The 26,317-nt window shown below is 58.3% G+C and carries 26 protein-coding genes and 1 tRNA gene; 19 read left to right on the top strand and 8 right to left on the bottom strand.

Annotated elements, in window-relative coordinates; all coding sequences use genetic code 11:
* Nucleotides 1-27: 27 nt before the first annotated feature.
* Nucleotides 28-1,098, top strand: a complete 1,071-nt coding sequence (locus AC5SEM_RS03560; RefSeq protein ID WP_077571529.1) for an AI-2E family transporter — start codon at nt 28-30, stop codon at nt 1,096-1,098.
* Nucleotides 1,099-1,228: 130 nt separating this feature from the next.
* On the opposite strand, the gene AC5SEM_RS03565 is transcribed toward AC5SEM_RS03560, so the two are convergent.
* Nucleotides 1,229-1,702, bottom strand: a complete 474-nt coding sequence (locus AC5SEM_RS03565) for a peroxiredoxin (RefSeq protein WP_095119107.1) — start codon at nt 1,700-1,702, stop codon at nt 1,229-1,231.
* Nucleotides 1,703-1,712: 10 nt separating this feature from the next.
* Nucleotides 1,713-2,273 carry a glycine cleavage system transcriptional repressor gene (locus tag AC5SEM_RS03570; protein WP_034153153.1) on the bottom strand — a complete coding sequence of 187 codons (561 nt, stop codon included), beginning with the start codon at nt 2,271-2,273 and terminating at the stop codon, nt 1,713-1,715.
* Nucleotides 2,274-2,603: 330 nt separating this feature from the next.
* On the opposite strand from AC5SEM_RS03570, the gene dapA reads away from it, so the two are divergent.
* The 5 genes from dapA (at nt 2,604) to AC5SEM_RS03595 (ending at nt 6,298) form a co-directional block, all read left to right on the top strand.
* Complete coding sequence (gene dapA / locus AC5SEM_RS03575; RefSeq protein WP_077571532.1) at nt 2,604-3,482, top strand: 4-hydroxy-tetrahydrodipicolinate synthase; 879 nt, start codon at nt 2,604-2,606, stop codon at nt 3,480-3,482.
* 17 nt (nt 3,483-3,499) lie between these two features.
* Nucleotides 3,500-4,615 (top strand): NlpB/DapX family lipoprotein, encoded by a 1,116-nt coding sequence (gene bamC / locus AC5SEM_RS03580; RefSeq protein ID WP_495472195.1) that lies wholly within the window; start codon nt 3,500-3,502, stop codon nt 4,613-4,615.
* A gap of 6 nt (nt 4,616-4,621) precedes the next feature.
* Nucleotides 4,622-5,383: an MBL fold metallo-hydrolase gene (locus tag AC5SEM_RS03585; RefSeq protein WP_007911390.1), complete on the top strand. Its 762-nt coding sequence runs from the start codon at nt 4,622-4,624 to the stop codon at nt 5,381-5,383.
* A gap of 28 nt (nt 5,384-5,411) precedes the next feature.
* The gene (purC, locus tag AC5SEM_RS03590) at nt 5,412-6,125 is read left to right on the top strand and encodes a phosphoribosylaminoimidazolesuccinocarboxamide synthase (RefSeq protein WP_077571533.1); all 714 of its coding nucleotides are present in this window, start codon (nt 5,412-5,414) and stop codon (nt 6,123-6,125) included.
* Nucleotides 6,126-6,208: 83 nt separating this feature from the next.
* A tRNA-Ser gene (locus AC5SEM_RS03595) sits at nt 6,209-6,298 on the top strand.
* A 106-nt stretch (nt 6,299-6,404) separates the two neighbouring features.
* Here the strand turns inward: AC5SEM_RS03595 and AC5SEM_RS03600 are convergent.
* Together AC5SEM_RS03600 and AC5SEM_RS03605 are read right to left on the bottom strand one after the other, a co-directional pair.
* On the bottom strand, nt 6,405-7,166 hold the full coding sequence (locus tag AC5SEM_RS03600; protein ID WP_240049793.1) for a hypothetical protein: 762 nt from the start codon (nt 7,164-7,166) through the stop codon (nt 6,405-6,407).
* Nucleotides 7,167-7,398: 232 nt separating this feature from the next.
* On the bottom strand, nt 7,399-7,581 hold the full coding sequence (locus AC5SEM_RS03605) for a YegP family protein (protein WP_495473442.1): 183 nt from the start codon (nt 7,579-7,581) through the stop codon (nt 7,399-7,401).
* Between the two features lie 14 nt (nt 7,582-7,595).
* Between AC5SEM_RS03605 and AC5SEM_RS03610 the strand changes: the two genes are divergently transcribed.
* Nucleotides 7,596-7,769, top strand: a complete 174-nt coding sequence (locus AC5SEM_RS03610) for a hypothetical protein (protein WP_495473511.1) — start codon at nt 7,596-7,598, stop codon at nt 7,767-7,769.
* Between the two features lie 250 nt (nt 7,770-8,019).
* Entirely contained in the window at nt 8,020-11,520 is a 3,501-nt protein-coding gene (locus tag AC5SEM_RS03615; RefSeq protein WP_495472196.1) for a glycosyltransferase, read from the top strand.
* A gap of 146 nt (nt 11,521-11,666) precedes the next feature.
* Here the strand turns inward: AC5SEM_RS03615 and AC5SEM_RS03620 are convergent, their stop codons facing one another.
* Entirely contained in the window at nt 11,667-11,858 is a 192-nt protein-coding gene (locus tag AC5SEM_RS03620; RefSeq protein WP_016984684.1) for a YegP family protein, read from the bottom strand.
* Nucleotides 11,859-12,134: 276 nt separating this feature from the next.
* Between AC5SEM_RS03620 and AC5SEM_RS03625 the strand changes: the two genes are divergently transcribed.
* From AC5SEM_RS03625 to AC5SEM_RS03650, 6 genes are all read left to right on the top strand, one after another.
* On the top strand, nt 12,135-13,100 hold the full coding sequence (locus tag AC5SEM_RS03625) for a glycosyltransferase family 2 protein (protein ID WP_495472197.1): 966 nt from the start codon (nt 12,135-12,137) through the stop codon (nt 13,098-13,100).
* Nucleotides 13,101-13,103: 3 nt separating this feature from the next.
* Nucleotides 13,104-13,814 carry a class I SAM-dependent methyltransferase gene (locus AC5SEM_RS03630; protein ID WP_077571539.1) on the top strand — a complete coding sequence of 237 codons (711 nt, stop codon included), beginning with the start codon at nt 13,104-13,106 and terminating at the stop codon, nt 13,812-13,814.
* Nucleotides 13,811-14,197, top strand: a complete 387-nt coding sequence (locus AC5SEM_RS03635) for a GtrA family protein (protein ID WP_137218105.1) — start codon at nt 13,811-13,813, stop codon at nt 14,195-14,197. Before AC5SEM_RS03630 ends, AC5SEM_RS03635 begins: the two co-directional genes overlap by 4 nt.
* Nucleotides 14,194-16,290 carry a DUF6311 domain-containing protein gene (locus AC5SEM_RS03640; protein WP_495472198.1) on the top strand — a complete coding sequence of 699 codons (2,097 nt, stop codon included), beginning with the start codon at nt 14,194-14,196 and terminating at the stop codon, nt 16,288-16,290. The genes AC5SEM_RS03635 and AC5SEM_RS03640 overlap by 4 nt, the downstream gene beginning before the upstream one ends.
* Before the next feature lie 87 nt (nt 16,291-16,377).
* Nucleotides 16,378-17,298: a LysR substrate-binding domain-containing protein gene (locus AC5SEM_RS03645; protein ID WP_077571542.1), complete on the top strand. Its 921-nt coding sequence runs from the start codon at nt 16,378-16,380 to the stop codon at nt 17,296-17,298.
* 181 nt (nt 17,299-17,479) lie between these two features.
* On the top strand, nt 17,480-17,845 hold the full coding sequence (locus tag AC5SEM_RS03650) for a 5-carboxymethyl-2-hydroxymuconate Delta-isomerase (RefSeq protein ID WP_077571543.1): 366 nt from the start codon (nt 17,480-17,482) through the stop codon (nt 17,843-17,845).
* Nucleotides 17,846-17,848: 3 nt separating this feature from the next.
* Here AC5SEM_RS03650 and AC5SEM_RS03655 read toward each other — a convergent pair whose 3' ends face one another.
* Together AC5SEM_RS03655 and AC5SEM_RS03660 are read right to left on the bottom strand one after the other, a co-directional pair.
* Nucleotides 17,849-18,784, bottom strand: a complete 936-nt coding sequence (locus AC5SEM_RS03655; RefSeq protein WP_034153164.1) for a LysR family transcriptional regulator — start codon at nt 18,782-18,784, stop codon at nt 17,849-17,851.
* Between the two features lie 176 nt (nt 18,785-18,960).
* Nucleotides 18,961-20,154, bottom strand: coding sequence for a cyanate transporter (locus tag AC5SEM_RS03660; RefSeq protein WP_137218107.1), 1,194 nt, complete (start codon nt 20,152-20,154; stop codon nt 18,961-18,963).
* A 415-nt stretch (nt 20,155-20,569) separates the two neighbouring features.
* Between AC5SEM_RS03660 and AC5SEM_RS03665 the strand changes: the two genes are divergently transcribed.
* From AC5SEM_RS03665 to AC5SEM_RS03680, 4 genes are all read left to right on the top strand, one after another.
* Complete coding sequence (locus AC5SEM_RS03665) at nt 20,570-22,219, top strand: phosphoethanolamine transferase (protein ID WP_077571545.1); 1,650 nt, start codon at nt 20,570-20,572, stop codon at nt 22,217-22,219.
* Between the two features lie 163 nt (nt 22,220-22,382).
* Entirely contained in the window at nt 22,383-23,516 is a 1,134-nt protein-coding gene (rnd, locus tag AC5SEM_RS03670; RefSeq protein ID WP_077571546.1) for a ribonuclease D, read from the top strand.
* Complete coding sequence (locus AC5SEM_RS03675) at nt 23,513-23,806, top strand: YcgL domain-containing protein (protein WP_007911350.1); 294 nt, start codon at nt 23,513-23,515, stop codon at nt 23,804-23,806. The genes rnd and AC5SEM_RS03675 overlap by 4 nt, the downstream gene beginning before the upstream one ends.
* A 104-nt stretch (nt 23,807-23,910) precedes the next feature.
* On the top strand, nt 23,911-24,843 hold the full coding sequence (locus AC5SEM_RS03680; RefSeq protein WP_495472199.1) for a D-2-hydroxyacid dehydrogenase: 933 nt from the start codon (nt 23,911-23,913) through the stop codon (nt 24,841-24,843).
* A gap of 122 nt (nt 24,844-24,965) precedes the next feature.
* On the opposite strand, the gene AC5SEM_RS03685 is transcribed toward AC5SEM_RS03680, so the two are convergent.
* Nucleotides 24,966-25,559, bottom strand: coding sequence for a nitroreductase family protein (locus AC5SEM_RS03685; RefSeq protein WP_212622761.1), 594 nt, complete (start codon nt 25,557-25,559; stop codon nt 24,966-24,968).
* A 278-nt stretch (nt 25,560-25,837) separates the two neighbouring features.
* Here AC5SEM_RS03685 and AC5SEM_RS03690 point away from each other — a divergent pair, with 278 nt between their 5' ends.
* Entirely contained in the window at nt 25,838-26,287 is a 450-nt protein-coding gene (locus tag AC5SEM_RS03690; RefSeq protein WP_034153170.1) for a YcgN family cysteine cluster protein, read from the top strand.
* Nucleotides 26,288-26,317 lie beyond the last annotated feature (30 nt).

Consider the following 26,317-nt stretch of genomic DNA (forward strand, 5'->3'; position numbering starts at 1 on the left):
ACAGCGTAAAAGACCTAAGGATTATTGATGTTCAAAGTGTTACGCGACTGGATTCAGCGCTACTTCTCCGATGAAGAAGCCGTGGTGCTGGCGGTGCTGCTGTTTCTCGCCTTCACCGCAGTGCTCACCCTTGGCGGCATGCTCGCGCCGGTGCTGGCGGGGATGGTGCTGGCGTATCTGATGCAGGGCCTGGTGGTCACGCTGGAACGCCTGCGCGTGCCGGGTGGGGTGGCGGTGGGGTTGGTGTTCGCGCTGTTCATGGGCGTGCTGATGCTATTTATCGTCGTGGTGTTGCCGTTGCTCTGGCATCAGTTGATTACCCTGTTCAATGAACTGCCGGGCATGCTCGCCAAATGGCAATCGCTGCTGCTGTTACTGCCGGAGCGCTATCCGCATCTGGTGTCCGACGAGCAGGTGTTGCAGGCGATCGAAGCAGCACGGGGCGAGATCGGCAAGTTCGGCCAATGGGCACTGACATTCTCGTTGTCGAGTCTGCCATTGCTGGTGAACATCATGATCTATCTGGTGCTGGTACCGATTCTGGTGTTCTTCTTCCTCAAGGACCGGGTCATGATCGGCGAGTGGGTGCGTGGCTACTTGCCGCGTGAGCGTGCATTGATCACCCGGGTTGCGCAGGAAATGAACCGACAGATCGCCAATTACATTCGCGGCAAGGTCATTGAAATCGTTATTTGTGGTGGCGTGACCTACATCGCTTTTGTGGCGCTCGGACTGAATTATGCGGCGCTGCTGGCGTTGCTGGTCGGCGTCTCGGTGGTGGTGCCGTACGTTGGCGCGGTGGTGGTGACCGTGCCGGTGTTGCTGATTGCGTTGTTTCAGTGGGGCTGGAGTGATCAGTTCATCTATTTGATGGCGGTCTACGGAATCATCCAGACACTGGATGGCAACGTGCTGGTGCCGTTGCTGTTCTCGGAGGCGGTCAACCTGCACCCGGTGGCAATTATCTGCGCGGTGCTGTTGTTTGGCGGGTTGTGGGGATTCTGGGGCGTGTTCTTTGCGATCCCGCTGGCGACGCTGTTCAAGGCTGTGCTGGATGCGTGGCCGCGCCAAGAGCCTGCGGTGGCGCCACTGCTGTAGCGGCTGAGCCAGATTTTTATGAAGGCTATTCGCGAGCAGGCTCGCTCCCACATTGGATCTGTGGCGTTCACAAGTTCAATGTGGGAGCGAGCTTGCTCGCGAAGGCGTCAATGAGGGCGACGCAAAACCATCAAGCTTTATTCAGATCCTGAGCAGCAGCCAGAACCGCATCCACATGCCCCGGCACCTTCACACCGCGCCATTCCTGACGCAGCACACCGTCCTTATCAATCAGGAACGTGCTGCGATCAACGCCCAGGTATTCCTTGCCATACAGCTTCTTCAACTTGATCACGTCGAACAATTGGCAGACGGCTTCGTCCTTGTCGCTGATCAGCTCAAAGGGAAACTCCTGCTTGCACTTGAAGTTCTCGTGGGACTTCAGGCTGTCGCGGGAGATACCGAAAATCTCGGTATTGGCGGCCTTGAACGCGGCGTATTGATCACGAAAGCCCTGACCTTCTGTAGTGCAACCCGGGGTGCTGTCCTTCGGATAGAAATAGATCACCACTTGTTTGCCCTTCAGGGCAGACAGGCTGACGGTCTGCCCGCTGGTGGCAGGTGCTTCGAAATCCGCAACCGGTTGGTCGATGACAACGGCCATGAAAGCTTCCTTACATTGGGTTTTGTGGGCGCCAAGGCTCGATCAGTGCATCGAGGTTCATCGCGTCGGAGAAGTCGAGGAACTGGTCGCGCAGCCAACTGATCTGGGTGCCGGCCGGCAGGGTCACGGTGAACGTGGCGTTGAGCATGGTGCCGCCGGTCTGCGGCGCCTGATACGTGTCGCAGGTCAGGTTTTCCAGTTCGACGTTGTGATCCATGAAGAACTGGCACAGCTCATTGATGATGTCCGGACGATACGCCGAGCTGACATAGGCCACGTACGGCAGCGCCTGCGGACGATTTTCCAGCGGCGCGCTACGCACCACGTTAGCCGTGAAGGCATGTTTCTTGGCCAGGCCTGGCAGGCTGCCCTCCAGGCGGGCGAGGGCGTCCCAGCTGCCGGAGACCTCAAGGACCAGCGCACTGCACTCGCCGTGGCGAGTCAGGCGCGAAGTAACCACGGCGCAGCGATTTTCATGGCTGGCGCGGCACAGGACGTTAGTCAGCTCCATGGGGTTGGCGCCAAGGGCACTGATAACAAGGAATTGTTCGCGAACTGTGGGGGTGGACATGCAGCATTCCTAAAGCGATGAGCGGTCGGTAGGGTTACGGGCATTGGCTGCCGGGGAGTGCCTGTTCTGGCTGTCCATAAAAAGAGGCCCGGCCAGCGCTCGCGGCTCGCTCCACTATAGCGGGAGCGCGTCGATGCGACGCAGGAACGGGGTCTGGGAGGCCGTAAAGGGAGGCTGGAACCCGGCGTACAAGCTGATCAGTACCGATCAAAGTCTGAAGGGTAGCGAAAAGCGGCGCCAAGGGGAATGGCGGCAGCGCAGTACTTCGCTTGTGCAAGCATCTTGGCGCCAGTACCATTACCGCTCTCTTTTTCCGGCAGGAGCGGTTTCATGATTGCGGGCAGTATGGTGGCACTGGTCACTCCCATGGATGCACAAGGGCGTCTTGACTGGGACAGCCTCAGCAAACTCGTGGACTTCCATCTCAAGAACGGCACCCATGCCATTGTCGCGGTCGGTACTACCGGCGAGTCGGCAACCCTTGATGTCGAAGAACACATCGCCGTCATCAAAGCCGTGGTCAAACAGGTTGCCGGGCGCATTCCGGTCATCGCCGGCACTGGCGCCAACTCGACCCGCGAAGCCGTCGAGCTGACCCGCAACGCCAAAGAAGCCGGCGCCGATGCCTGCCTGCTGGTTGTTCCGTACTACAACAAGCCGACTCAGGAAGGCTTGTATCAGCACTTCAAACACATTGCTGAATCGGTCGACATTCCACAGATTCTCTACAACGTTCCGGGCCGCACGTCGTGCGACATGCAGGCCGAAACCGTGATCCGCCTGTCCACGGTGCCGAACATCATCGGCATCAAGGAAGCCACTGGCGACCTGAAACGCGCCAAAGCAATCATCGATGGTGTGAGCAAGGATTTCATCGTGCTGTCCGGCGATGATCCGACCGCCGTTGAACTGATCCTGCTGGGCGGCAAAGGCAACATCTCCGTGACTGCCAATGTTGCGCCACGCGAAATGGCTGATCTGTGCGAGGCCGCGCTGAAAGGCGACGCCGACACCGCACGGGCGATCAACGAAAAACTGATGCCGCTGCACAAAGACCTGTTCATCGAAGCCAACCCGATTCCGGTGAAGTGGGCTTTGGTTGAAATGGGCCTGATGCACGAAGGCATCCGCCTGCCACTGACCTGGCTGAGCACACCTTGTCATGAAACGCTGCGCTCGGCTCTGCGCCAGTGCAACGTCCTGGTTTAATTGAGGAAGTACAACGCATGAAGCGAATGGCCGGACTTTCCGCACTTGCCTTGATTATCTCCAGCACCAGTGGCTGCGGATGGGTCTGGGGCCCGGAAGGTTATTTCCGTGACCGTGGTAGCGATTACCTGGAAGCGCAACAGACTGCACCGATGCAACTGCCACCGGAGGTCAGCACCTCCAAGCGTCTGGATCCGCTGTTGCCGATCCCGCGCAACGTCGCTGATGACACCGCCAAGGGCGAATACATTGTGCCGCGTCCTCAGCCGCTGTCGGCCGTTGCCGATGCCAGCGATTACTCGCTGCAGAAGAGCGGTGATTCGCGTTGGGTCGTGGCCCAGCACCCACCGGCCGAAGTCTGGCCAGTGGCGGTGCAATTCTTCCAGGACAACGGTTTCCGTCTGGACGAGCAGCGCCCGCAAACCGGCGAATTCACCACCACCTGGCAGCATTCCGATGAACTGTCCGCGTCCATGGCCAAGCGCCTGAGCGCAGCCGGCATTGCCAGCGACAGCGAAACCCGTGTGCGTGTTCGCATCGAGCCGGGCGTGCAGCGCAACACCAGTGAAATCTACGTGGTCAGCGCCGAGCGTCCTGCCGGCACCACGGCCGACGTGGCCTTCACCAACCGTTCGGTCAACACTGGCCTGGACGCAGCGCTGGTCGACGACATGCTCGCGAGCATGAGCCGGATCTCCGAGAAGGGTGGTTCGGTGTCGATGCTCGCTTCGCGTGATTTCGATACGCCGAGCCGTGTCAGCCTCAGCGAAGACGGCAGTGGTAACCCGGTGTTGAACGTCGGTACCGATCTGGACCGTGCCTGGTCGAGCGTTGGCCGTGCACTGGAACAAGGCGAATGGCGCGTTGAAGACATCAACCGCAGCCTCGGCCTGTACTACATCAACCTGGCCGAAAAAGCCGAGAAGAAAGACGACAAGCCTGGTTTCTTCAGCAGCCTGTTCGGCAGTGCGCCGAGCAAGGAAGAAGTTGAAGCCCGTGCCGAGCGTTATCAGGTTCGCCTGAGCAAGGTTGGCGAGAACATTCAGGTCACCGTCGAGAAAAACATCAACACCGTCGCGCCGGCTGAAGTGGCACGCAAAGTGTTGAGCGTGATTCAGGACAACCTGGGCTGATCAACCATGCGTTTTGCCGTTCTCGGCAGCGGTAGCCAAGGGAACGGCACGCTGATCGCCAGTGCTGATACGTATGTGCTGGTGGATTGTGGTTTTTCCCTGCGGGAAACCGAAAAACGCCTGTTGCGCCTGGGTGTGAACCCGGCGCAACTGAGCGCGATACTCGTAACCCACGAACATGCCGACCACGTGCATGGCGTGGGTTTGCTGTCTCGGCGCTACAATCTACCGGTCTACCTCAGTCGCGGCACACTGCGCGGGATGCGCAAACCGATCGAACCCGCAGGCTTTCTGGCTGGCGGCGAGCAACTGCAGATCGGTGCACTGAACATCGGGGTCATTGCCGTGGCCCATGATGCGCAGGAACCGACCCAGTATGTCTTCAGTGATCACGAGCAGCGGCGCTTCGGCCTGCTGACCGACCTGGGGTCCTACTGCGAGCGGGTGCTGGACGGTTATCGGGACCTCGATGCTTTGATGATCGAGTCCAACCATTGCCGCGACATGCTGGCCCGTGGTCATTACCCGTACTTTCTCAAGCAGCGGGTGGGCGGCGAGCTGGGACATTTGAACAACCATCAGGCGGCATTCCTGGTGTCCGAGTTGGGCTGGCAGGGTTTGCAACACCTGGTTCTGGCCCATCTGAGCAGCAAGAACAACCTGCCGCAGCTGGCCCGGCAATGTTTTGTCGACACCCTCGGGTGTGACCCGGACTGGCTGCAACTGGCCGATCAAGATTCAGGGCTCGACTGGCGCCACATCGCCTAGCCCACCTACTTAGCAAGCGGAGCCCATCATGGAAAAACGTGAAGAACTCTACCGCGGCAAAGCCAAATCGGTTTACAAGACCGACGACGCTGACCGCTTGATCCTGCTGTTTCGCAACGACACCTCGGCGTTCGACGGCAAGCGCATCGAGCAGCTCGACCGCAAAGGCATGGTCAACAACAAGTTCAACGCCTTCATCATGCAGAAACTCGAAGCGGCCGGCATTCCGACCCAATTCGACAAACTGCTGGCCGACAACGAAGTCCTGGTGAAGAAACTCGACATGATCCCGGTCGAGTGCGTCGTGCGTAACTACGCTGCCGGCAGCCTGGTCAAGCGTCTGGGCGTCGAAGAAGGCCTGAAGCTCAATCCTTACACCTTCGAACTGTTCCTCAAGGACGACGCCAAGGGCGACCCGTTCATCAACGAATCCCACGTTGTGGCATTCGGTTGGGGCACTGCCGAGCAACTGGTTCGCATGAAAGAACTGTCGCTCAAGGTCAACGAAGTCCTGAGCAAACTGTTCGACGACGCCGGCCTGCTGCTGGTCGACTTCAAGCTTGAGTTCGGCGTGTTCAGCGACGGCTCGATCGTCCTCGGCGACGAGTTCAGCCCGGACGGCTGCCGTCTGTGGGACAAGGACACCAAGAAGAAGATGGACAAAGACCGCTTCCGTCAGGGCCTCGGTGACGTCATCGAAGCCTACGAAGAAGTCGCCAATCGTCTGGGCGTACCGCTTTAATCGACGCAAGCATCTGATAGCACGAAGAAATTTTCGAAAGAGGGTTTGCTTTCGGTAAAAGTGTTGTTATGATGCGCGCCGTTGGAGAGATGCCAGAGTGGCCGAATGGGACGGATTCGAAATCCGTTGTACCTTCACCGGTACCTAGGGTTCGAATCCCTATCTCTCCGCCATTACATAGAAAAAGCCCCGTAGCTGAGAAGCTACGGGGCTTTTTTGCATCCGCTCGATTGTCTCAGCCAGCCGAGCGAAAATTTGATGATGTAGGTACCGACAGCATCAACGCATGTCGATCTCGCTGAATTTGAGGGTGAGGGGCTCATCATTCAAATCCTTGAATACGAGCTTGATGGCAGGGGTCTTGGTCAGCTTGTCGTTGCTTTGCTGAAAATTCAAAGTGACGCGCGTAGGGAGATTGCGGATAAGTTGGAATCTTGCCCAAGGGCGATCTTCCACCTGGCCTACTCGAATCGATTCAAATTTCAGAGGTCCTCCCGATTCATCGAACAGGCGTGTGCTCTCATCGAAACGGAAACTGCGATCCACATTCAGGTTTGTCAGTTCAAATGTGCACGTAGGCAATCGACCGATATTTTCGCAGCCATCCAGCTCAATACGAACGTTGTCCAAGACTTCCAAGCGCTTGCCGAGCAGATTGCTCCCTTCGTTCTCAACGATTTTTGCCTGGAGTTTTGCAAATTCGAATGAGGGTTTGGCGTACTCAGTACCCAGGATAAAAAAGCCGAATGACATCCCGGCGATGATGAGAAACTGCAAGCTGCCTCTAAGCAAGGGCGTGAAATGTCGAATTTGCCATTGGATCGAAACCGCACCGAGAAACATAAAGGTGCTGACCAGCAAGACCACGTTTTTCCAACTGATGAAACTAAAGCCAAACACGCTAGGGTCTGGCACTGCGTAGGTGATCAGTGCCCACATGGCGCCTAGCAGAACACCAAGCCCGGCCATGCCTCGCGTTATCAGGGTAGTGAACTTCTGTGTCCGGGAAAGGGGAGCTGTTAAATCCTGCGAAGGGGTCAAAGTTACGAACTCCTTGTTTCGTAGCCTGATCATGTATCCATGATGGTGAATGTCGGGCCGATAGGATGAGAATCCCTGGATTCAGGGACTGGCGAATTGTGGCAGGTTGCCATTATCCATCTGCGAAGGTCTGGGTAAAGCCGTATGTTGATTGCCGACTAGTCTGACGGGGCGGGTTTCAGAGGTTTTACGACTGGATGCTGCCTATATCCATAGTCAGCATGTTCATTTGTTAAATCTCCTTGGCCGGCGTCTCCCCAGCCTTGATCAGCCCGATCACATGCAAGCAATCCGCCTTGTTCACATAAGACTCGCCATTGGCGATGGTCTCGTGGTTACCCGCCCTCAGTCTCCAGCGCCACTGCCCTTTGCCGGTGCTCGGGGTGCATTTGGATTGCCTGGACGAGGAATGGATGAGGAATGCGAGGTATGGGACAGATTTATTTTCATCTGATTTCTCTTTCTCCGCCATTACATGGAAAAAGCCCCGTAGATGAAAATCTACGGGGCTTTTTCGTTTCTGCGAATCCAGTCTTCGTGGCGATAGCAAAGGCGCTGAAGCGTGTCTTGCACGGTGAGGTCATCGGCATAGAGGCAATTTAAGTAAGCACAGCCTCTGCCGACATTAGAGAAACGACGCTCACAGAACTCGCCGACCCATTGAATGCCGTGCTCGCAGAGTAGAGGCTGTCATTATTGGCAGCAATCAGCCGCCAGATCGCCCCTGTCGTCGTTTATCCTCTGTCCAGCCAAGAGGCCAGCGCTCTCACTAAAGTGGATACTTGCTCACCTCGGCTGCGAAAGGCGCATCCAGCGAGTTCCAGCCTCGCTTCCTATTTGAATTGGTTTGAACATGATAATTCCACCATCAGCCCAAGGTGCTCACCGCGTTTCTGAACGTCAGTCCGTCAAGTCAGGCAGCAGCGCCGCTCCCCACGTCGACGGGTGCGAAGTACTGGTTGCGCAGCCGCCAGTATTCGAGGATGGCGAGCCGCCAGTCGGCGTGGTTATCCATGCGTATTACCCCGAAGTGCTGCAAGATATCCTGCGCCGTTTGATCAAACTGCCTGAACGCCTGCATCTCTACGTAACCTGCGTAGCCGGTCGTGACGATGCGGTCTGTGCTCAGCTGACGGCCAGTACATTGAGTTTTTCGCTATACCGGGTGCCGAACCACGGCAGGGACGTTTTGCCGTTTCTGCGGGTGCTGCCGTTCTTGCGTGCCGATAATATCCACACGCTGGTCAAGCTGCACACCAAGCGTTCGCTGCACTTGGGCGGGGAGAACGACTGGGGCGTTGAACTGTTCGATGATCTGCTGGGCCCGGTACGATTCAGTCGAGCACTGGAGCATCTTGCCGACCCGGTGCACGTTCCAATGCTGGGTCCCCAGCGATACCTGCTGCCAGTCACCCGATCCCTCAGCGAAAGCAGTCGCGCCTTGCTGGTCACTCTGGCCGAGCGTGGCGGCATTGATCCGCAAGGCATCAACGAAGCGGATTATTTTGCCGGCACCATGTTCTTTGCGCGCACTGAAGTGTTTGCCCCACTGGAGCGGATGCAACTCACGGGCAACGATTTCGAAGCGGAAAGCGGCCAGCTCGACGGCACCCTCGCACACACCCTGGTGCGATTTTTCGGTGTTCTGGCGAATGTTGGCCGTCAGCAGCGCAATCTCGACCTTTATCAGCGCTGGCTGGCGAGTCGGCAACTGGCTGCTGTCGAGGTCGAAGGTTTACCCGCGCGACTGGCGAGCTGGCCACGGCAACCGGACGTGTTGTTGGTGTTGACCGACACTGCGGGTGACATCGGACTGTTGCGTTCCAGCCTGGCAAGCATCGATCGTCAGCTTTATCAGGCGGCGGCCATCGTGGTGCTCTCCAACGCCGAACCTGTTGGTGTGACACCGGCGGCCAATCTGGTCTGGCTACCGCTGGCTGAATCCTGGCCGAGCCAGCTCAATGAGCTGTTGCAGGAGATCGAGGTTGACTGGTGGTACCTGTTAAGGGGCGGAGACGAACTTGATCCCCACGCGCTGCTTTTGCTCGCCGAAGGCATTGCACTGAATCCCGGTGTCAGCGCTTGCTACAGCGATGAAGACTCACTGACCGCGGAAGGCTGCCAGGGTCCGGTATTCAAGCCGGATTTGAATCTGGACATGTTGCGCAGTTATCCGTATGTCGGCCGCGCACTGTCCTTCAGTCGCGAGGCCGCGCTGTCTGCTGACGGCTTTGATCCTGCCTTCAGCGAACTGGCGCCCCACAATTTGCTTTTTCGGCTGATTGAAACTCACGGTCTGGGTACTGTCGGGCACCTCGCGGATGTGCTGGTGCATCAGGCCATCAATTTCCCCCAGTGGCTCGGTGAACCCCAAGTCATCGCGAACTCGGCAGCCATCGTCGGGGCGCACTTGCAGCGCCTGGGCGTGGCTCATGAACTGCAGGCCGGACCTTTGCCAATGGCTAACCGTGTGGTCTACCGACATGTGGAGCAGCCGCTGGTCTCGATCCTTATTCCCACCAAGGACTGCCTGCCGATGCTGCTGCGCTGCATCGAAAGCATCATGGAGAAAACCAGCTATACGAATTACGAACTGATCATCGTCGACAACAACAGCGAAACCGACGAAGCCCGGGACTGGTTCAACGGTATGGAGCTGTTGAACGACCCCAAGGTGCGCATCCTGCGTTATCCGCACCCGTTCAACTATTCGGCGATCAATAATTTTGCCGCCAGCCATGCCCGCGGCGATTACCTGGTGCTGCTCAACAATGACACGGCGATCATCGATGGCGACTGGCTTGGTGCGCTACTGCATCACGCCCAGCGGCCAGAAGTGGGGATAGTGGGCGCCAAGCTGTTATTCCTCGACGGAACTGTTCAGCATGCAGGCGTGGTACTCGGGTTGCGCGGCGTTGCAGACCACCCGTTTATCGGCGATTCAATGCAGTCCAACGGCTACCTTCACCGCTTGCATCTTGATCAGAACTACAGCGCGGTCACCGCCGCCTGCCTGATGATCAGCACCGAGCTGTACCAGCAAGTGGGTGGAATGGACGAGGTCGGCCTGGCCGTTTCCTTTAACGATGTGGATCTGTGCCTGAAAGTCGGCCAGGCTGGACGGCTGATTGTCTGGACGCCTTATGCGCTGCTCGTTCACGAAGCCAGTGTGAGCCAGACCAACGTCGACACGACCAAGGAGCAAGCCAAGCGTAAACGGTTCAAGGGCGAACAGTCGGTGATGTACCAGCGTTGGCTTGCGCAAATCGCCAACGATCCGGCCTACAATCGCAACCTGACCCTGGAGGGCAGTGGCTTCTCCTCCAAATACCGCACCGATACTGACTGGCACCCGTTTGCCCGTCGTGAGTTGCCACACGTGCTGTGTCACCCCCTCGACTCTTTCGGCAGCGGACACTACCGCGTGCGTCAGCCTTTCGCTGCCCTGAAAGCCGCGCAGCTGATCGGCGGAACGGTGAGCGACGAGGGACTGCAACCGACAGAGCTGGAGCGCATTGCTCCGGACACGATCATTTTTCAGGGGCAGCACACAACGCCTCATCTGGAGTACATGCAGGACACCAAGGCGTTCTCCAGGGCGTTCAAGGTTTACGAGCTGGATGACTATATTCTTGACGTGCCCGCTGGCAACTTGAACCACGAATTGCTGCCCAAAGACATCACCAAACGCTTGAAGAAAGCGGTAGGGCTGTGCGATCGCTTGGTGGTGTCGACCGAGCCGCTGGCCAATGCGCTGAAGGGGTTCAGCGCCGATATCCGGGTGATGGAAAACCGTCTGCCGAGCCATTGGTGGAGCGACCTGACCAGCCAGCGCCAGCAAGGCCGCAAGCCTCGGGTTGGCTGGGCCGGCGGCTCGAGTCACAGCGCCGACCTGCAAGTCATCGCCGAAGTGGTTCGTGCGCTGGAAGGCGAAGTTGAATGGGTGTTCATGGGCATGTGCCCACCAGCACTGCGCCCCTATGTCCATGAGTTCCATAGAGGGGTGAGTATCGAAAAATACCCGCAAAGACTGGCCGGCCTGAACCTGGACCTGGCTTTGGCTCCTCTGAAAGACAACTTTTTCAACGCCTGCAAAAGCAATTTGCGCTTGTTGGAATATGGCGCCTGTGGTTTCCCCGTGATCTGCTCGGATATCGTTTGTTATCAGGGTGATTTCCCGGTGACGAGGGTCAGGAACCGTTCGCAAGACTGGATTGCCGCTATTCGCGAGCATCTTGCTGACGCCGATGCCAGCGCCAAGGCTGGAGAGGCCCTGCGCAGCGTTGTCCTCGATCACTGGATGCTCAAGGACGAACATCTGTTGGCGTGGCGAAACGCCTGGCTGGCGGACTGAACAACAAGCCTGCTTTGCAGGCGGGTCTTTGAGGTTTTTCACGCGGTCGCGCAAAGCGCCCAGGCTTGTTCGATACCGGCCCGAAAAAAGCCTCACAGTCTCTGAACTGTGGGGCTTTTCCATTTTCGCAGGGTCGTGCAGAGCGACTAAATCTCCTTGACCGGCGTCTCTCCCTGCACAGCCTTGATCAACCCGATCACATGCAAACAGTCCGCCTTGTTCACATAAGACTCGCCACTGGCGATGGTCTCGTGGTTACCCGCCCTCAGTCTCCAGCGCCATTGCCCTTTGCCAGTGCTCGGGGTGCCTCTGGATTGCCTGTAAATCTCGAAATACATTCAGTTCGCTCCATGCGATTCATTGTGCGACAGCCTGTGTGGCGCATGCTCGCAAGCCTAGCGCAGACGGTTTTTTTGGCTATCGGACATTTGTTTCCAATCGTTCGCGGATGTTTCTGAAGGGCGCGGGCCAGAGCGTGTGGATAGGCCTCTGGATTGGCCAATATGACGCCGTCTGCACCTTGCAACGCCGTCGACGCTCCTGCTTAATACGGGACGGCTCATGGCGTCGAATATCGTTCGGCGACCGACAAACACTATAAGAAGAGCACTCCTTTGACTGAGCACGGAACGCAACAGGCCGGGCAGGTGACGTTATCGCTGGTGGTCCCCGTTTTTAACGAGGAGGACAGCCTCGACACCTTTTTGCGGCGCATCAATGAAGTCTTTCAGGCACAGGCGTTGATCGATCTGGAGCTGGTGTTCGTCAACGACGGCAGCACAGACGCGACCCTCGAACGCCTGCTCGAACATCAGCATCAGGATGTGCGCCTGCGTATCGTCGACCTGAGTCGTAACTTCGGCAAAGAAGCGGCGCTGTCCGCCGGTTTGCAGATCGCGACCGGACAGATCGTGGTCCCGATCGATGCTGACTTGCAGGACCCGCCGGAGGTCATTTTGCAGATGATCGAGCGCTGGCGAGAAGGCTTTGAAGTGGTGCTCGGTCACCGCATCAGCCGTCGCAGCGACACCTGGGCCAAGCAGACGTCCGCTCACTGGTTCTATCGCCTGCACAACAAGATTGCCGAACAGCCTTTGCCCGAGAACGTCGGCGATTTTCGTCTGATGGATCGCTGCGTGGTCGACGCCTTGCTGACCTTGCCCGAATCCCGGCGCTTCATGAAGGGCCTGTTCGCCTGGGTCGGCTTTCGTACGACCCACGTCGATTACGAACGCCCGGAGCGGGTGGCGGGGCAGAGCAAGTTCAATGGTTGGCGCCTGTGGAATTTCGCGCTGGAAGGCATCACCAGTTTCAGCACCGAGCCGTTGCGGATCTGGACGTATGTCGGCGCATTGGTGTCGCTGGTGTCCTTTGCCTTCGCCATGTTCATTGTCTTGCGTACGTTGATCCATGGGGTCGACATGCCCGGTTACGCCTCGCTGATGGTGGCCGTGACCTTTCTCGGCGGCCTGCAATTGATTGGCATCGGGGTGCTCGGTGAGTACCTGGGCCGCACCTATATCGAATCCAAACGCCGGCCGGTTTTTCTGGTGCGTCGCGTCTACGACCCCAAGGACTGATACATGGATCTCAAGGAAACCGACATTCTCGGCGACAGCATCGGCGAGCATTGGTATTACTGCTCGAAAGCCGCAGCCACCACGCGGTTGCTCGGTGCGGCACCGATCACACGGATCCTCGATGTCGGCGCTGGCTCGGGGTTTTTCTCCCACCATTTGCTGACGCATACCGATGCAAGGGAAGCGTGGTGCGTGGATATCAGCTATCCCGCCGACTCCAGCGCGACCACCGCCGGCAAGCCGGTACATTACCGTCGCGGGATCGAAACCATCGATGCCGATCTGGTGTTGTTGATGGATGTGCTTGAGCATGTCGATGACGACCTCGGTCTGCTCAAGATGTACGTTGATAAAGTGCCATCGGGTAGTCGATTTCTGATGACAGTGCCGGCGTTCCAGTTCTTGTGGAGCGGGCACGATGATTTTCTCGAGCACAAGCGCCGCTACACGTTGGCGCAATTCGAAACACTGGCGCACGATGCCGGTTTGACGGTGCAGCGCGGAGCCTACTATTTCGGTGCAGTGTTTCCGATTGCGGCGGCGTTGCGCTTGTTGCCGCAAGGCGCGCAAGCGCAACCGCCGCGTTCGCAGCTCAAGCGTCATCATCCCCTGGTGAACACGCTGCTCAAGACACTTTGCAGCCTGGAGCTACCGTTGATGGGCATGAATCGTCTGGCGGGTTTGAGCGTTTTTGTGCTGGCGCAAAAACCGTGACTTCAGCCGAGAAATCAGCGCTGATCCAGCGCGGTGTGCGTTTCGCCGTGACCGGGCTGTTCGTTACGGCCCTACATGCACTGGTCGCGGTTTTGTTCATCAACTTCATCAGTCCGCTACCGCCCCTCGCCAACGGCGTGGCTTTTGCCGTGGCGACGCTCGTGTCGTATGTGATCAACACCACCTGGAGCTTCTCGGCACGATTGCAAGGCCGAACCCTGCTGCGGTTTCTGCTGGTTTCGGTCTGTGGGTTTTGGCTGGCGATGTTCGTCGCCTGGGCTGCGCAAATAGCGGGTTTCCACTATTTGCTGGGCATCGCTGCGGTGGCGCTGACGATCCCGGCATTCACCTTCGTACTGCATAACTTCTGGACGTACCGATGAGGGAATTGAACAAGCACCCAGCCCTCGCGCTGCTGCCGTTGTTGTTGGGTGTGCTGGCGTTTTTTCTGGTAATCGGACCGCGAGCGCTGGATCCGCAGAACATCGCCTGGCTCAAGGAGGGGGATCCGGCGACGCACTATCTGGGCTGGTTATATTTTCGGCATGCGCCCTGGGCGTTTCCGCTCGGACTCAATCCGTCTTATGGACTGGAGCTGGGCAGTGCGGTGATTTTTTCAGACTCCAATCCGCTGCTGGCACTGCTGTTCAAACCGTTTAATGGCTGGTTGCCGCAAACGTTCCAATATTTCGGCTTATGGCTGCTGGCCTGTTTTGTTTTGCAAGCCTGGTTTGCCTGGAAACTGCTCGGCCTGATTACCGATAACCCTGTGCTGCGCTTATTGGGTACCGGTTTGCTGGTGTTTTCGCCGCCGATGTTTTTGCGCACCGGCGGGCACCTTTCCCTCGCCGGACACTTCCTGATCCTCGCTGCCCTCTATCTGGCCCTGCATCCGGCGCTTGCGCGGCGACGGCGGGCATGGGGCGTGTTGCTTGCAGCTACGGCGCTGGTGCACGCCTACCTGCTGGTCATGGTGGCTTTGCTCTGGGTTGCCGACCTTTTTGCCAAAGTCATGATCGGCAAGCTGACCCGTCGTCAGGGGCTGATCGAGTTCGGCAGCCTGTTTGCCCTGGTCAGCTTGTGTTGCTGGCAGGCGGGTTATTTCAGCATTGTCGACGGAGCGGGAGGGGGCGGTTTCGGTTGGTATCGGATGAATCTGGTCTCGCTGTTCGATGCGGATGGATGGTCATTCGTCTTGCCAGGTTTTGCCAAGGGCGGTGGAGACTATGAAGGTTTCAACTATCTGGGCCTCGGAGTGCTGCTGCTGGTGCCGGTGGCGGGTTTCGCCATGTTGCGCGGCAATATTCGCGTCAAGGCGTTGCTGAGTCGTTGGCCATGGCTACTGTTGGCGATGGTTGGGCTGAGCCTGTTTGCGTTGTCCAATCAAATTGGTCTGGGCACACAGACGTTCAGTTATCCGCTACCGAAGACGGTCGAGGGACTGGCAAGCATCTTCCGCGCCTCGGGCCGTATGTTCTGGCCGGTGTTCTACGCCATCGTTTTGCTGATTACGTTTCTGGTGGTGCGTGGCTATCGACCGCAGATCGCCATGGGGCTGCTGGCAGTGGCGCTGACGGCCCAAGTCATCGATACCCGCATTGCCTGGGCGGGCTTGAGAGCGGCAAAAATGGTTACGCAAACTTCGACCTGGGCAAGCCCCATGCACGATCCGTTCTGGAGCAGCGCGGCGGCGCACTACAAGAACATCCGTGCGTTGATCCCCAAAAATCAGGCGGACCAGTGGCAAGTCATTGCCGACTTTGCTGCCGTTCATGGCATGAAGACCGATGCTGTTTATATGGGGCGCATGAGCCCCAAGGCGCTAGACATCGCTCAACGTGACGCGCAACGCCGGCTGAGTTCGGGGCAATACGAGGCCGATTCGCTGTACATCCTCGACGATGATTCGCTGGACCTGGCCATCAGGAACGTTCACAGCGATACCGACCTGCTGACCAGAGTCGACGACTTTGTCGTACTGGCACCAGGCTGGAAACGCTGTGATCAATGTCTGGCGATGGTTGATGAGGGGCGCTCAATGTCAGCTGTTCCCTTGAGCCAGCCGGGGCGGGTGCAAGCGTTCAATCGCAAGAGCCGACAGTTGGTCAAAGGTTGGGCCGCTCCGGAAACCTGGGGTACCTGGAGTGAAGGGCAGGACGCGGAAATTGCGCTGCGGGTTGCGCCACAAGCCTCTTCGATCGTGATCGATGTTCTGGCGTTCGTCATGCCGCCCAAGTTGACGCAACGGGTCATCGTCAGCATCAATGGCGTTGAAGTCTTGTCGACGCGGTTGACGCAGGTTGAGGGCAATCTGCTGGAAATCCCGCTCGATGCGGCCGTGCGCGAAACACTGGTCGATGGCCGGGTGTTGAGTATCCAGGTGCATTTGCCTGACGCCACCAGCCCACGAAATCTGGGCTTGAACGATGATGCGCGAGTGATGGGGTTGGGGTTGAAATCGCTGACCGTTCGCTAAGACCTCGCTCGGCGCTGCAAAGGTTGATGGACGCCAGCCCCAAGGCCTTTCTACACTGCCGGTATTCCGGGGGGCAGGGGGCAATGGATGAACCGCAATGAACTTCGCAAGGCCGACATCAACCTGATGGTGGTGTTCGAGACCTTGATGCTCGAGCGCAACGTGACCCGCGCGGCCGAGAAGCTGTTTCTCGGCCAGCCAACCATCAGTTCGGCGCTCAATCGCTTGCGCACGATGCTCAACGATCCGCTGTTTATCCGCGTCGGCCACCGCATGGAGCCGACCGCCCGCGCCGAAGATATTTTTCGCCATCTCAAGCCTGCGCTGGACTCGTTATCGGTGGCGCTGAGCCTGACCCGCGACTTCGACCCGGCCGTCAGCACCATGACTTTTCGCATCGGCCTGTCCGATGACGTCGAGTTCGGTCTGCTGCCGCCGCTGTTGCGTGCGCTGCGCCAGGAGGCGCCGAACGTGGTGTTTGTGGTGCAACATGTCGATTACTGGCGCATTCCCGATCTGCTCGCGGCGGGCGACATCACGGTCGGCATCAGCCAGACCCGAGGCCTGCCGGCCAATGCCAAGCGCAAACTGCTGCGGCATATTCAGCCGAGCATCCTGCGCGCCGACGCCAGTGATACGCCGCTGACGCTGGATGAATATTGCGCGCGCCCGCACGTACTGGTTTCGCACACGGCCAATGTCAGTGGTTTCGCTGATGAGTGGCTGGCGGAGCTCGGTCGCACTCGTCAGGTGGTGCTGTCGGTGCCGCAATACAGTGCGTTGCCGGCGCTGCTGGCCGGCACCGACCTGATTGCCAGTCTGCCGGATTACACGGCGGCGGCCATGGCCACTTCGGGGCTGCTGTTCAAGGAACCCTTTCCGTTCAAGACCCCGACGCTGGATTTGTCGATGGTCTGGCTTAGCCATGTGGACAGCGATCCGGCGGAGCGCTGGTTGCGTTCGCGGCTGGAGCAATTCATGAGCGAACGGCCATTGACCGCAGCCTGATGAGCATCACATACCGTGTGGGAGCGAGCTTGCTCGCGAAAGCGGTGTATCAGGCACCTTAAGTGTCGCTGAACGACCGCATTCGCGAGCAAGCTCGCTCCCACATTGGAAAGTCACCGGGAGGGTTGGACAGAGCTGTGCTATATGTACGACCTTTCTGCCAACTCATCGGGGATCTGCAATGCCACACCTGCACATGGAATACACCGCCAATCTGCCGCAGTTGAACGCCGACGTCGCGTTGATCCGCCTCAACAACACCCTGGTGGGCTCCGGTCAGTTCGCGGCGGAGTTCGATATCAAAAGCCGTGCAATTAAAGTCGAGACCTTCAAGGTCGGCACCGCCATGGCCGAGCGCGCCTTCGTCTATGTGAAGCTGGCGCTGCTCAGCGGGCGTTCGCCGCAGATCAAGAAGCAGTTGTCAGAAAGCCTGTTGGCGGTCTTGCAGGACCTGTGCGAATGGCCGGCCGGCGTCGAAGTGCAGCTGTGTGTCGAACTGGTCGATATGGATCGCGAGTCCTACAGCAAAACCGCGATTGGTGTGTAGGACTCAGGCCGCTTCGAGTTCGCTGCACACCTTGACCACTTGCTCGCGTAACCAGAGGTTGGCGCTGTCCTGATCAACGCTCTGGCTCCACTGCATGTCGAGGGTAAAGCCCGGCAAGCCGTTCGGCGCCTCACAGTGATTGAACACCGCCTCGTTGGTCAGCAAGCGCTGGATGCGGCGGGGCAGGGTGAGGATGAAGTCGGTCCCGGTGATCATTTTCAATGCCGCGCTGTAGCTGTTCGAGCGCGCGACGATCTGGCGCTTCTGCGCCTGCCGCGCCAGCCAGCCATCGACCATGTTGGTGGTTGACGTCCACGGTGTCGGGAACACATGTCGGCGTTCGGTAAAGGCCTGCAGGCTCAGGCGCGGCTCCAGTGGCGTGGCGCGTTTGTCGAAGACGCAGACCAGATCATCCTCCAGCAGCATCCGCGATTTCAGGTCAGTGTGATGGCGGTGGAAGTTGGGGCCGAAACTGATCACCAGATCGAGGCTGCCGTCGCGCAGCTCATCCGCCGGGACGTCGGTCTCGAACTTGTGCATGTTGACCATCACCGGCAAATCATCGAAATCGAAACGCTTCAGCAGGCGCGGCAGAATCAGTTGCTCGAAGTATTCCGGGGCGCAGATGTTGAAGGTGACGGCTTGTTGGGTCGGGTCGAACGTAGGGGCGCCGGCGTGGCACAGGTTGATGCTTTCGAGGATCTTCTGCACATGGCCGTACATGGTGCTGGCCTTGTAGGTCGGACGCATGCCGGTGCGGGTGTTGATGAACAGTTCGTCTTCGAAACTGGTGCGCAGTTTTTTCAAACAGTAACTGACGGTGGACTGGCTGACGAACAGGGTTTCTGACACATCGGTGACGCTGCTTTGCTCATAAACGGCGATAAACACCATGAGATCCTGCATGTCGAGCTTTCGAAGCAAGTTACTGTTCAGCATCCGTACTGTCTCGCTGTGCTTCTTGCGCTGAATCCGCGCAAACGTGTGCGAACGATCGTAGCGGAACGATGGTGCCAGGACAAAGCCCTGTAGGACGTTTCACAGTCAGTTGTGGGACAGAAAGTTTTACGAACACGACGTCGCCGACAAAACCGCCGAAAAGTGGCCAGAAGCCTTTATCTCGACGAGTGAAAGTGTCGGGCGTAATGCCTGGGATCGAAGTGCCACACCATCAACAGCATCACTCCCATCACAGCGGTCAGCGACCACCAGGCCCACTCGAAACTCCCGAGCCAATCGCGGATCATTCCGGCCAGCAGCGGCGAAAGGCCGGCGATCAAGTAACCAATGCCCTGCACGAACGCGGTCAGCCCACCGGCGCGTTGCGGGTTGTCGAGGTGATCGAGCGAGACGATCAGGCTCATCGGAAACAAACCGCCAATGCCCAGCCCCAACAGGCACGGCCACAGCAGGCTGAGCTGTTGTGGGCTGAGGATCAGGCCGCAAAATCCGGCGATGATCAGCATCAGTAACACCATCAGAATCACGCGTCGATCGCGGCTGCGATTGGCGATTGCGGGAACCACCAAGCCGGAAATCACCTCCATGGCCGTCAGAAAACCCAACAACAGCCCGGCGTTTTGTTCGCTCCAGCCTTTTTCCACGTAGTACGGCGCGAGCCAGGCCAGCACGCAGGTGTAGGACGCTGTCCCCAAACCAAAGAATATTGCCAGTAACCAGGCGCGGGAATTGGCGAAGAACGAATCTTTTCTGGCTGCCGTCATCTCCGCGGAGGGTTGCTGGCGGCGTTGGAACCACCAGAACACAAACGCGAGTAAAGCCAGAATCGCCCAGAAGGCCAGACCACTGCGCCAGCTCCCGGTTTGCACCATCACCAGCGGCGCGAGCGACGCGGCAAGTGCAGCGCCACCCATGATCGACGTGACGTATAGACCCATGCACAAGGCGACGTTGTCAGCGAAGCGCGATTTGATCAGCGCCGGCATCAGCGCCTGAATCAGTGCTATGCCGATGCCGGCCAGCACGGCGCTTGCAATCAATTGGGCAGCAGAGTCGATAAACAGTCGTGACAACGTCGCCAGACCGATGATCAGCAAGGACAGCAATACCGTCCGTTGCTCACCCAGCCGTTGACTGATGCCTATGCCGAAAAACATCGCCAGCCCCATCGCCATCACTGGCAGCATGGTCAGCAGTGAAGCGACAGTGAAGCTCAGCGGGATGTCGCCGCGAATGGCCGACAGTAACGGACCGACCGCCGCCATCGACGGACGCAGATTGAGTGCGACGAGAATGATTGCGAGCATCAACCAGACGGCGGGGCGAGCGGTGGTGCGAACGTTTTCCATCATCAGACCTTTGGGCTGGGCGGATGATTAAGCGCGAAGCGGTCCAGTCCGGGCAAACCAGAAAATCCACAGCCCTTTTTAAAAAGTCGATAACCCCGCCATCCCCTGTGGGAGCGAGCCTGCTCGCGAAAGCGGATTGTCTGTCACCAAAAATGTTGAATGTGCCGGCCTCTTCGCGAGCAGGCTCGCTCCCACAATATACAGCCGAGTTGTTTTTACTGAATCAAAGCTGAACCATTCTCAAATACTTCACAAGTTTCATCACATTGCCAACGGCCAACTAATCGTTGGCGTCTTTTTCACAAAAAATTGATGGTTGCCTGCTTAAAGTTTGTCATGCCTTGGTTAATGAAATTTTCACAATTGAATTTTCTCTCATTGACCGAGGCTCTTCTTTTCAGGAATCGCCCTTTCTATGTTGAAGTTAAAAGCCGTGCGCCCGGAATGGGTGACGTTGATCGCCAGCGCCTTTCTTTTAATCGGCTGCAATGTTGTCCTCTGGCAGCACCTGTTCGAGATCACTGCCGCCGATGGCAAGGGCATCGCCATGCGCGTGGCTTTCGGGGTGATGATCCTTGCGGCATTCAATATCGTGCTGACGGTTCTGGCTTTTCGTCCGTTGCTCAAACCGCTGTTGACGCTGATATTTCTGATCAGCGCCGGGGTGGCTTACTTCATGAGTCAATATGGCGTCATGATCGATGCCGGCATGTTTCGAAACCTGGCCGAAACCAATGCAACGGAAGTGCGTGATCTGCTCTCGTTGAAGTTGTTTGCTTATATTCTGTTGCTCGGTGTCTTGCCATCATTTTTGTTGTGGAAGTTACCGATTAATTATCGTCGCTGGCACCGTGAGTTGTTCAGTAAAGTTATTGTCAGTGTCGCCTCGGCAGCGGTAATCGGCGGCGTGGCCCTGGCCAACTATCAGGGCTTGTCTTCACTGTTTCGCAACCATCACGAAATTCGCCTGATGTTGGTGCCGAGCAACTACATCGGTGCGTCGGCCGGCTACCTGCGTGAGCAAGTGGTTTCGGCGCAGCAACCGTTCGTCAAGATCGGCGAAGACGCCCAGCGCAATCCCGATCTGAAACTCCAGCCACGCAAATCCCTGACCGTACTGGTTGTGGGTGAGAGCGCCCGTGCGGAGAATTTCGGCATCCTTGGCTACAACCGCGATACGACGCCACAACTCGACAAGGAAACCGGGTTGATCGCCTTTACCGATGTACATTCCTGCGGCACGGAAACGGCTGTTTCGGTGCCGTGCATGTTCTCCAACATGGGTCGCAAGAATTACGACGCCAGCAAGGCGAAGAATGAAGAAGGTTTACTCGATGTGCTCAAGCGTGCCGGTATCGACGTGATCTGGCGTGACAACCAGTCTGGCTGCAAAGGCACCTGTGATCGAGTCACCCTGCAGGATGTCAGCAACCTGAAAGACCCTGCGCTGTGTGCCAACAGCGAGTGCCGCGACGAAATCCTCCTGCAAGGCCTGCAAGGTTTTATCGACCACTTGGACAAGGACACTGTTTTAGTCCTGCACCAGATGGGCAGTCACGGCCCGGAATACTTCAAGCGTTATCCGAAGGAATACGAGCACTTCACCCCGGTGTGTGAAAGTAACGCGCTGAACAATTGCAGCCGCGAAAGTATCGTCAACGGGTACGACAACACACTGGTGTATACCGACCATGTGCTGTCGAGCCTGATCGATGTATTGCGCAGCAATCAGGACAAAGTCGATACCGCCATGTTGTATCTGTCGGACCACGGCGAGTCGCTGGGCGAGTACAACTTGTTCCTGCACGGTACGCCTTACATGCTGGCGCCTGAGCAACAAAAGCATGTAGCGATGCTGGCATGGTTTTCCGATAACTATCAGAAGGCTTATTCGGTCGACACCCATTGCCTGCAGATGAGCCGCGACAAACCCCTGAGTCAGGACAACCTGTTCCACTCGATGCTTGGCCTGCTCGAGGTCAAGAGCAAGGTCTATCAGCCGGGTCTGGACATGTTTGCCGGTTGCCGTGGCGCGGTGATCGACGGCGTGCTGGCCAAGGACTGAGGCCAATCGGCTCCGTCGTTCTGACGCGACGGGGTCGTCTGTTTCCTCTGTAAGACTATTCTTGTCCTTTGGCAGGACATTTCGTTACAGCTCTTGCCCTTCGCAGGCGCGTAAATCGCCGGTGGCGATATATACTGCGCGCCATTCTTCAAGGGAGAGCCGTGTGGCCATCGATATTCACTGGATTCGCGACAACGAAAGCCTCGCGCAGTTTTGCGCCGAGTGGCAGCAGCTGCCGTTCGTTGCCCTCGACACCGAATTCATGCGGGTCGACACCTTCTACCCGATTGCCGGCCTGCTGCAGGTGGGCGACGGCAAACGCGCCTACCTGATCGATCCGCTGACCATCAACGCCTGGCAACCGCTGGCCGCACTGCTGGAAAACCCGGCGGTGCTGAAAGTCCTGCATGCCTGCAGCGAAGACCTCGAAGTGCTGTTGCGCCTGACCGGTAGCCTGCCGGCGCCGATGTTTGACACGCAACTCGCCGCCGCTTACCTGAACCTCGGGTTCTCGATGGGCTATTCGCGACTGGTGCAGGAAGTGCTCGGCATCGAGCTACCGAAGGGCGAGACCCGTTCCGACTGGTTGCAGCGCCCGTTGTCCGACACGCAAATCAGCTACGCCGCCGAAGATGCGGTGCATCTGGCGGAAGTTTTCGTACAACTGCGGCCGAAACTGTCTGACGACAAATTCGCCTGGGTGTTGGAGGACGGTGCCGAACTGGTTGCCAACCTGCGCCGCGAAACCGACCCTTACGAGGTCTATCGCGAGGCCAAACTGGCGTGGAAACTGTCCCGTGCGCAACTGGCCGTTCTGCGTGAGTTGTGCGCCTGGCGTGAAAAAGAGGCCCGTGCCCGCGATCTGCCGCGCAACCGTATCGTTCGTGAGCATTCGCTGTGGCCGCTGGCCCGCACGCAACCGGACAACCTTGCGGCGCTGGGCAAGATCGAAGACATGCACCCGCGTACCGTGCGTCAGGACGGCCAGTTTCTGCTTGATCTGATCAAGCGCTCTGGCAGTGTGGGCCCTGATCAATGGCCGCCCGCCGTAGCGGAGCCATTGCCGATCGAAGCCGCTGCGTTGATCAAACAACTGCGCGCATTGGGCCAGGCTGAGGCCGAGCGCCTGGGCATTGCCCCGGAACTGATGCTGCGCAAGAAAACCCTCGAAGCCCTGGTCAAAAGCGGCTACCCCGAGGGTCCTTACCAATTGCCTGAGTCGCTGCGTGGCTGGCGCCGCGAACTCATGGGTCAGAAGCTGCTCGACAGCCTGGCCACCGCCGGAGAACAGCCTTGAAACGTATTTGTTCCATCTACCAAAGCTCCAAGCGCAGCGGCATGTACCTTTACGTGCTCAAGAGTGATGCGCTGGAGCGCGTGCCGGAAGCGCTGATGCTGGCCTTCGGCAAGCCGAAGCATTCCTTCGATCTGGTGCTGTCGCCTGAGCGCAAACTGGCCAGTGAGGACATCGTCGTGGTCCTGGAAAACCTCGACAAGCAGGGCTATCACCTGCAAATGCCGCCGGCCGAGGACGAGTACATCGAGCACTTGCCCGAAGAGTTGCTGCGACGCAACGACCCGGTCTGATCGGCGAGACTCTGTTCTGAGTCTCGATTTACCCTGGAACGGTTTTTACCGCGATGGCCGCCCGAATCCGGCGGCCGTCTGCACGGTTTGCGAAAGGTTTGAAGATGCGCGTTCTGATTGCTGAACACGACCACGCGATATACGCCCGGCTGCTGCGTCAGGCAGCGCCCGAGGTTGAAGTACTGACCAGCGGCGACTCCGCCGAGCTGGCCCGTCAGGCCGCCGATTGCCCGGTGTGGCTCGGCCAGCCCGATCTATTGGCGACCCTGCTGCGTCAGGGTCATCAACCACAGTGGCTGCAATCGACCTGGGCCGGCATCACGCCGTTGCTCGCTGACGGTTTGCGCCGCGATTACCGTTTGACCCGTGCGGTGGGGATTTTCGGTCAGGTGATGGCCGAATACGTACTGACCTACATCCTCGGCCATGAGCGCGAAGTGCTCGCGCGACTGGTCAGCCAGGTCGAACGCAAATGGGACAACCGCAGTGGCCAGAGTCTGGTCGGGCGCAAGGTGTTGATCGTCGGCACCGGTGACATTGGCCAGAGCGTGGCGCAGTTCCTGCTGCCATTTGGCATTGAACTGTACGGCATCGCCAGCAGTGCCCGCGAGCAGGCGCCATTTGTCGAAGTCGGTTCGGTGGCCGATCTGCCGCGTCTGGTGGGCGAGGTGGATTACGTGGTCAACCTGCTGCCGAACACCGAGCACACCCACGATATCTACGACGCGGCGCTGTTCAAGCAATTCAAGCCGACCGGGTTGTTTATCAACGCCGGACGCGGGGTTGCGGTGGTCGATGCCGATCTGGTGGACGCGTTGAAGGAAGGCCATCTGGCGGGGGCGGTGATTGACGTTTGCCGTCAGGAACCACTGCCACAGCGCCATCCGTTCTGGACCGCGTGGGGTTTGCTGCTGACCGGGCACAGCTCGGCACCGACGTCGCCGGCGTTGATGGTGCAGCTGTTTGTCGAGAACCTGAAGGCGTATCAGGCGAGCGAAGCGTTGCGCGGGGAAGTGGATTTCAACCGCGGGTATTGATACACCGCAATCAATGTAGGAGTGAGCCTGCTCGCGATAGCGGTGTGTCAGACAGTATTAATGTCGACCGACACACCGCTATCGCGAGCAGGCTCACTCCTACAGTTGTTTTACGGTGTGGCTTAGAGGGTGAAGTCGCCTTCCGCGGTCAGTTCGTTCAGCGGGCGACGCGGGCTCGGCTCTTCGCGAGCCTGCAGGTATTCAGCCAGCGTTGCCTTGTCACCGAGTTTGCCGACTGCCACCGCCGCGTGCAGCGCATAACCTTCAGGAATATTCAGCTCCTTGCGCGTCAGCTCCTGATCGAAACCCGCCATGCCGTGGGTGTGCCAGCCACTGATGCTCGCTTGCAGCGCCAGATGGCCCCACGCCGAACCGGTGTCGAAGGTGTGCCACAACGCCGGGGTTTCTTCGGTTGCACCCGGTGCGGTGAACGTGGTTTTCGAAATCACGATCACCAGCGCCGACGCATGCTGCGCCCAGCTACGGTTGAACTCATTGAGCAGACCCAGATAACGCTCCCAGTTCGGCGTATCGCGACGCGCATAGAGGAAACGCCACGGCTGCGAGTTGTACGCCGAAGGCGCCCAGCGCGCGGCTTCGAAGAAGCTCAGCAGGGTTTCTTCCGGGATCGCTTCGCCGGTGAAGGCACGCGGCGACCAGCGGTCGGTGAATTGCGGGTGAATGGCGTAATCGGCAACGCGAGGGTTGGCACTCATGGAGAGATTCCTTGCTACGGTTGAGTCAGGGATTTGCATGAAAACCCGGCGGGATCAGTTGCGCTGAACGATGGGGTTTTCCGAGCCTGAGGGTTCACCACAATGCAACGCGGTCGAGCGTTATGGCTTGCGGGCAAGGCTCCTTGCGACTGGCAAAGCTACGCGCCGCCACAAAAACTGACAAGTCCCGCACAACCGGCAGTCGCCAACGCTTGGCCCGCCGGGCCTTGGGCACTAGACTGGCGGCCTTTTCACCACCTGATGTTGATGCTTGAGCCATGGCCGCCAAAGTCGAACCGTTCTGGATACGCAAAACCCTCGATCAACTGGATCACCAGGAATGGGAATCGCTGTGCGACGGCTGTGGTCTGTGCTGCCTGCAGAAACTCGAGGATGAAGAGGACAACAGCGTTTATTACACGCGCATCGCCTGCAAACTGCTCGACCTGAAAACCTGCCAGTGCAGCGATTATCCGAATCGCATCAAGTTTGTCCCGGACTGCATCCAGCTCACCCCGGGCCAGGCCGAAGAGTTCAAATGGCTGCCGCCGACCTGCGGTTATCGGCTAGTCAGTGAGGGCAAGGATCTGCCGTTGTGGCACCACCTGGTGTGTGGCGATCGCGACGCGGTGCACCATGAACGTATTTCCCAGTCCGGGCGCATGCTTGCCGAAGGCAGCGTGCCGGAAGATGACTGGGAAGATCACCTGATTTTCCGCGCGGGCTGAGCGTCCGCCGAATCAAGCTTTACCAAGGAG

It is taken from the genome of Pseudomonas sp. CH61 (assembly GCF_059429415.1).

Coding starts and splice junctions, on each gene's coding strand:
- AC5SEM_RS03560 (WP_077571529.1), top strand. CDS start 28: ATGTTCAAAGTGTTACGCGACTGGATTCAGCGCTACTTCTCCGATGAA.
- AC5SEM_RS03565 (WP_095119107.1), bottom strand. CDS start 1,702: ATGGCCGTTGTCATCGACCAACCGGTTGCGGATTTCGAAGCACCTGCC.
- AC5SEM_RS03570 (WP_034153153.1), bottom strand. CDS start 2,273: ATGTCCACCCCCACAGTTCGCGAACAATTCCTTGTTATCAGTGCCCTT.
- dapA (WP_077571532.1), top strand. CDS start 2,604: ATGATTGCGGGCAGTATGGTGGCACTGGTCACTCCCATGGATGCACAA.
- bamC (WP_495472195.1), top strand. CDS start 3,500: ATGAAGCGAATGGCCGGACTTTCCGCACTTGCCTTGATTATCTCCAGC.
- AC5SEM_RS03585 (WP_007911390.1), top strand. CDS start 4,622: ATGCGTTTTGCCGTTCTCGGCAGCGGTAGCCAAGGGAACGGCACGCTG.
- purC (WP_077571533.1), top strand. CDS start 5,412: ATGGAAAAACGTGAAGAACTCTACCGCGGCAAAGCCAAATCGGTTTAC.
- AC5SEM_RS03610 (WP_495473511.1), top strand. CDS start 7,596: ATGGGACAGATTTATTTTCATCTGATTTCTCTTTCTCCGCCATTACAT.
- AC5SEM_RS03615 (WP_495472196.1), top strand. CDS start 8,020: ATGATAATTCCACCATCAGCCCAAGGTGCTCACCGCGTTTCTGAACGT.
- AC5SEM_RS03620 (WP_016984684.1), bottom strand. CDS start 11,858: ATGTATTTCGAGATTTACAGGCAATCCAGAGGCACCCCGAGCACTGGC.
- AC5SEM_RS03630 (WP_077571539.1), top strand. CDS start 13,104: ATGGATCTCAAGGAAACCGACATTCTCGGCGACAGCATCGGCGAGCAT.
- AC5SEM_RS03640 (WP_495472198.1), top strand. CDS start 14,194: ATGAGGGAATTGAACAAGCACCCAGCCCTCGCGCTGCTGCCGTTGTTG.
- AC5SEM_RS03645 (WP_077571542.1), top strand. CDS start 16,378: ATGAACCGCAATGAACTTCGCAAGGCCGACATCAACCTGATGGTGGTG.
- AC5SEM_RS03650 (WP_077571543.1), top strand. CDS start 17,480: ATGCCACACCTGCACATGGAATACACCGCCAATCTGCCGCAGTTGAAC.
- AC5SEM_RS03655 (WP_034153164.1), bottom strand. CDS start 18,784: ATGCTGAACAGTAACTTGCTTCGAAAGCTCGACATGCAGGATCTCATG.
- AC5SEM_RS03660 (WP_137218107.1), bottom strand. CDS start 20,154: ATGGAAAACGTTCGCACCACCGCTCGCCCCGCCGTCTGGTTGATGCTC.
- AC5SEM_RS03665 (WP_077571545.1), top strand. CDS start 20,570: ATGTTGAAGTTAAAAGCCGTGCGCCCGGAATGGGTGACGTTGATCGCC.
- AC5SEM_RS03680 (WP_495472199.1), top strand. CDS start 23,911: ATGCGCGTTCTGATTGCTGAACACGACCACGCGATATACGCCCGGCTG.
- AC5SEM_RS03685 (WP_212622761.1), bottom strand. CDS start 25,559: ATGAGTGCCAACCCTCGCGTTGCCGATTACGCCATTCACCCGCAATTC.
- AC5SEM_RS03690 (WP_034153170.1), top strand. CDS start 25,838: ATGGCCGCCAAAGTCGAACCGTTCTGGATACGCAAAACCCTCGATCAA.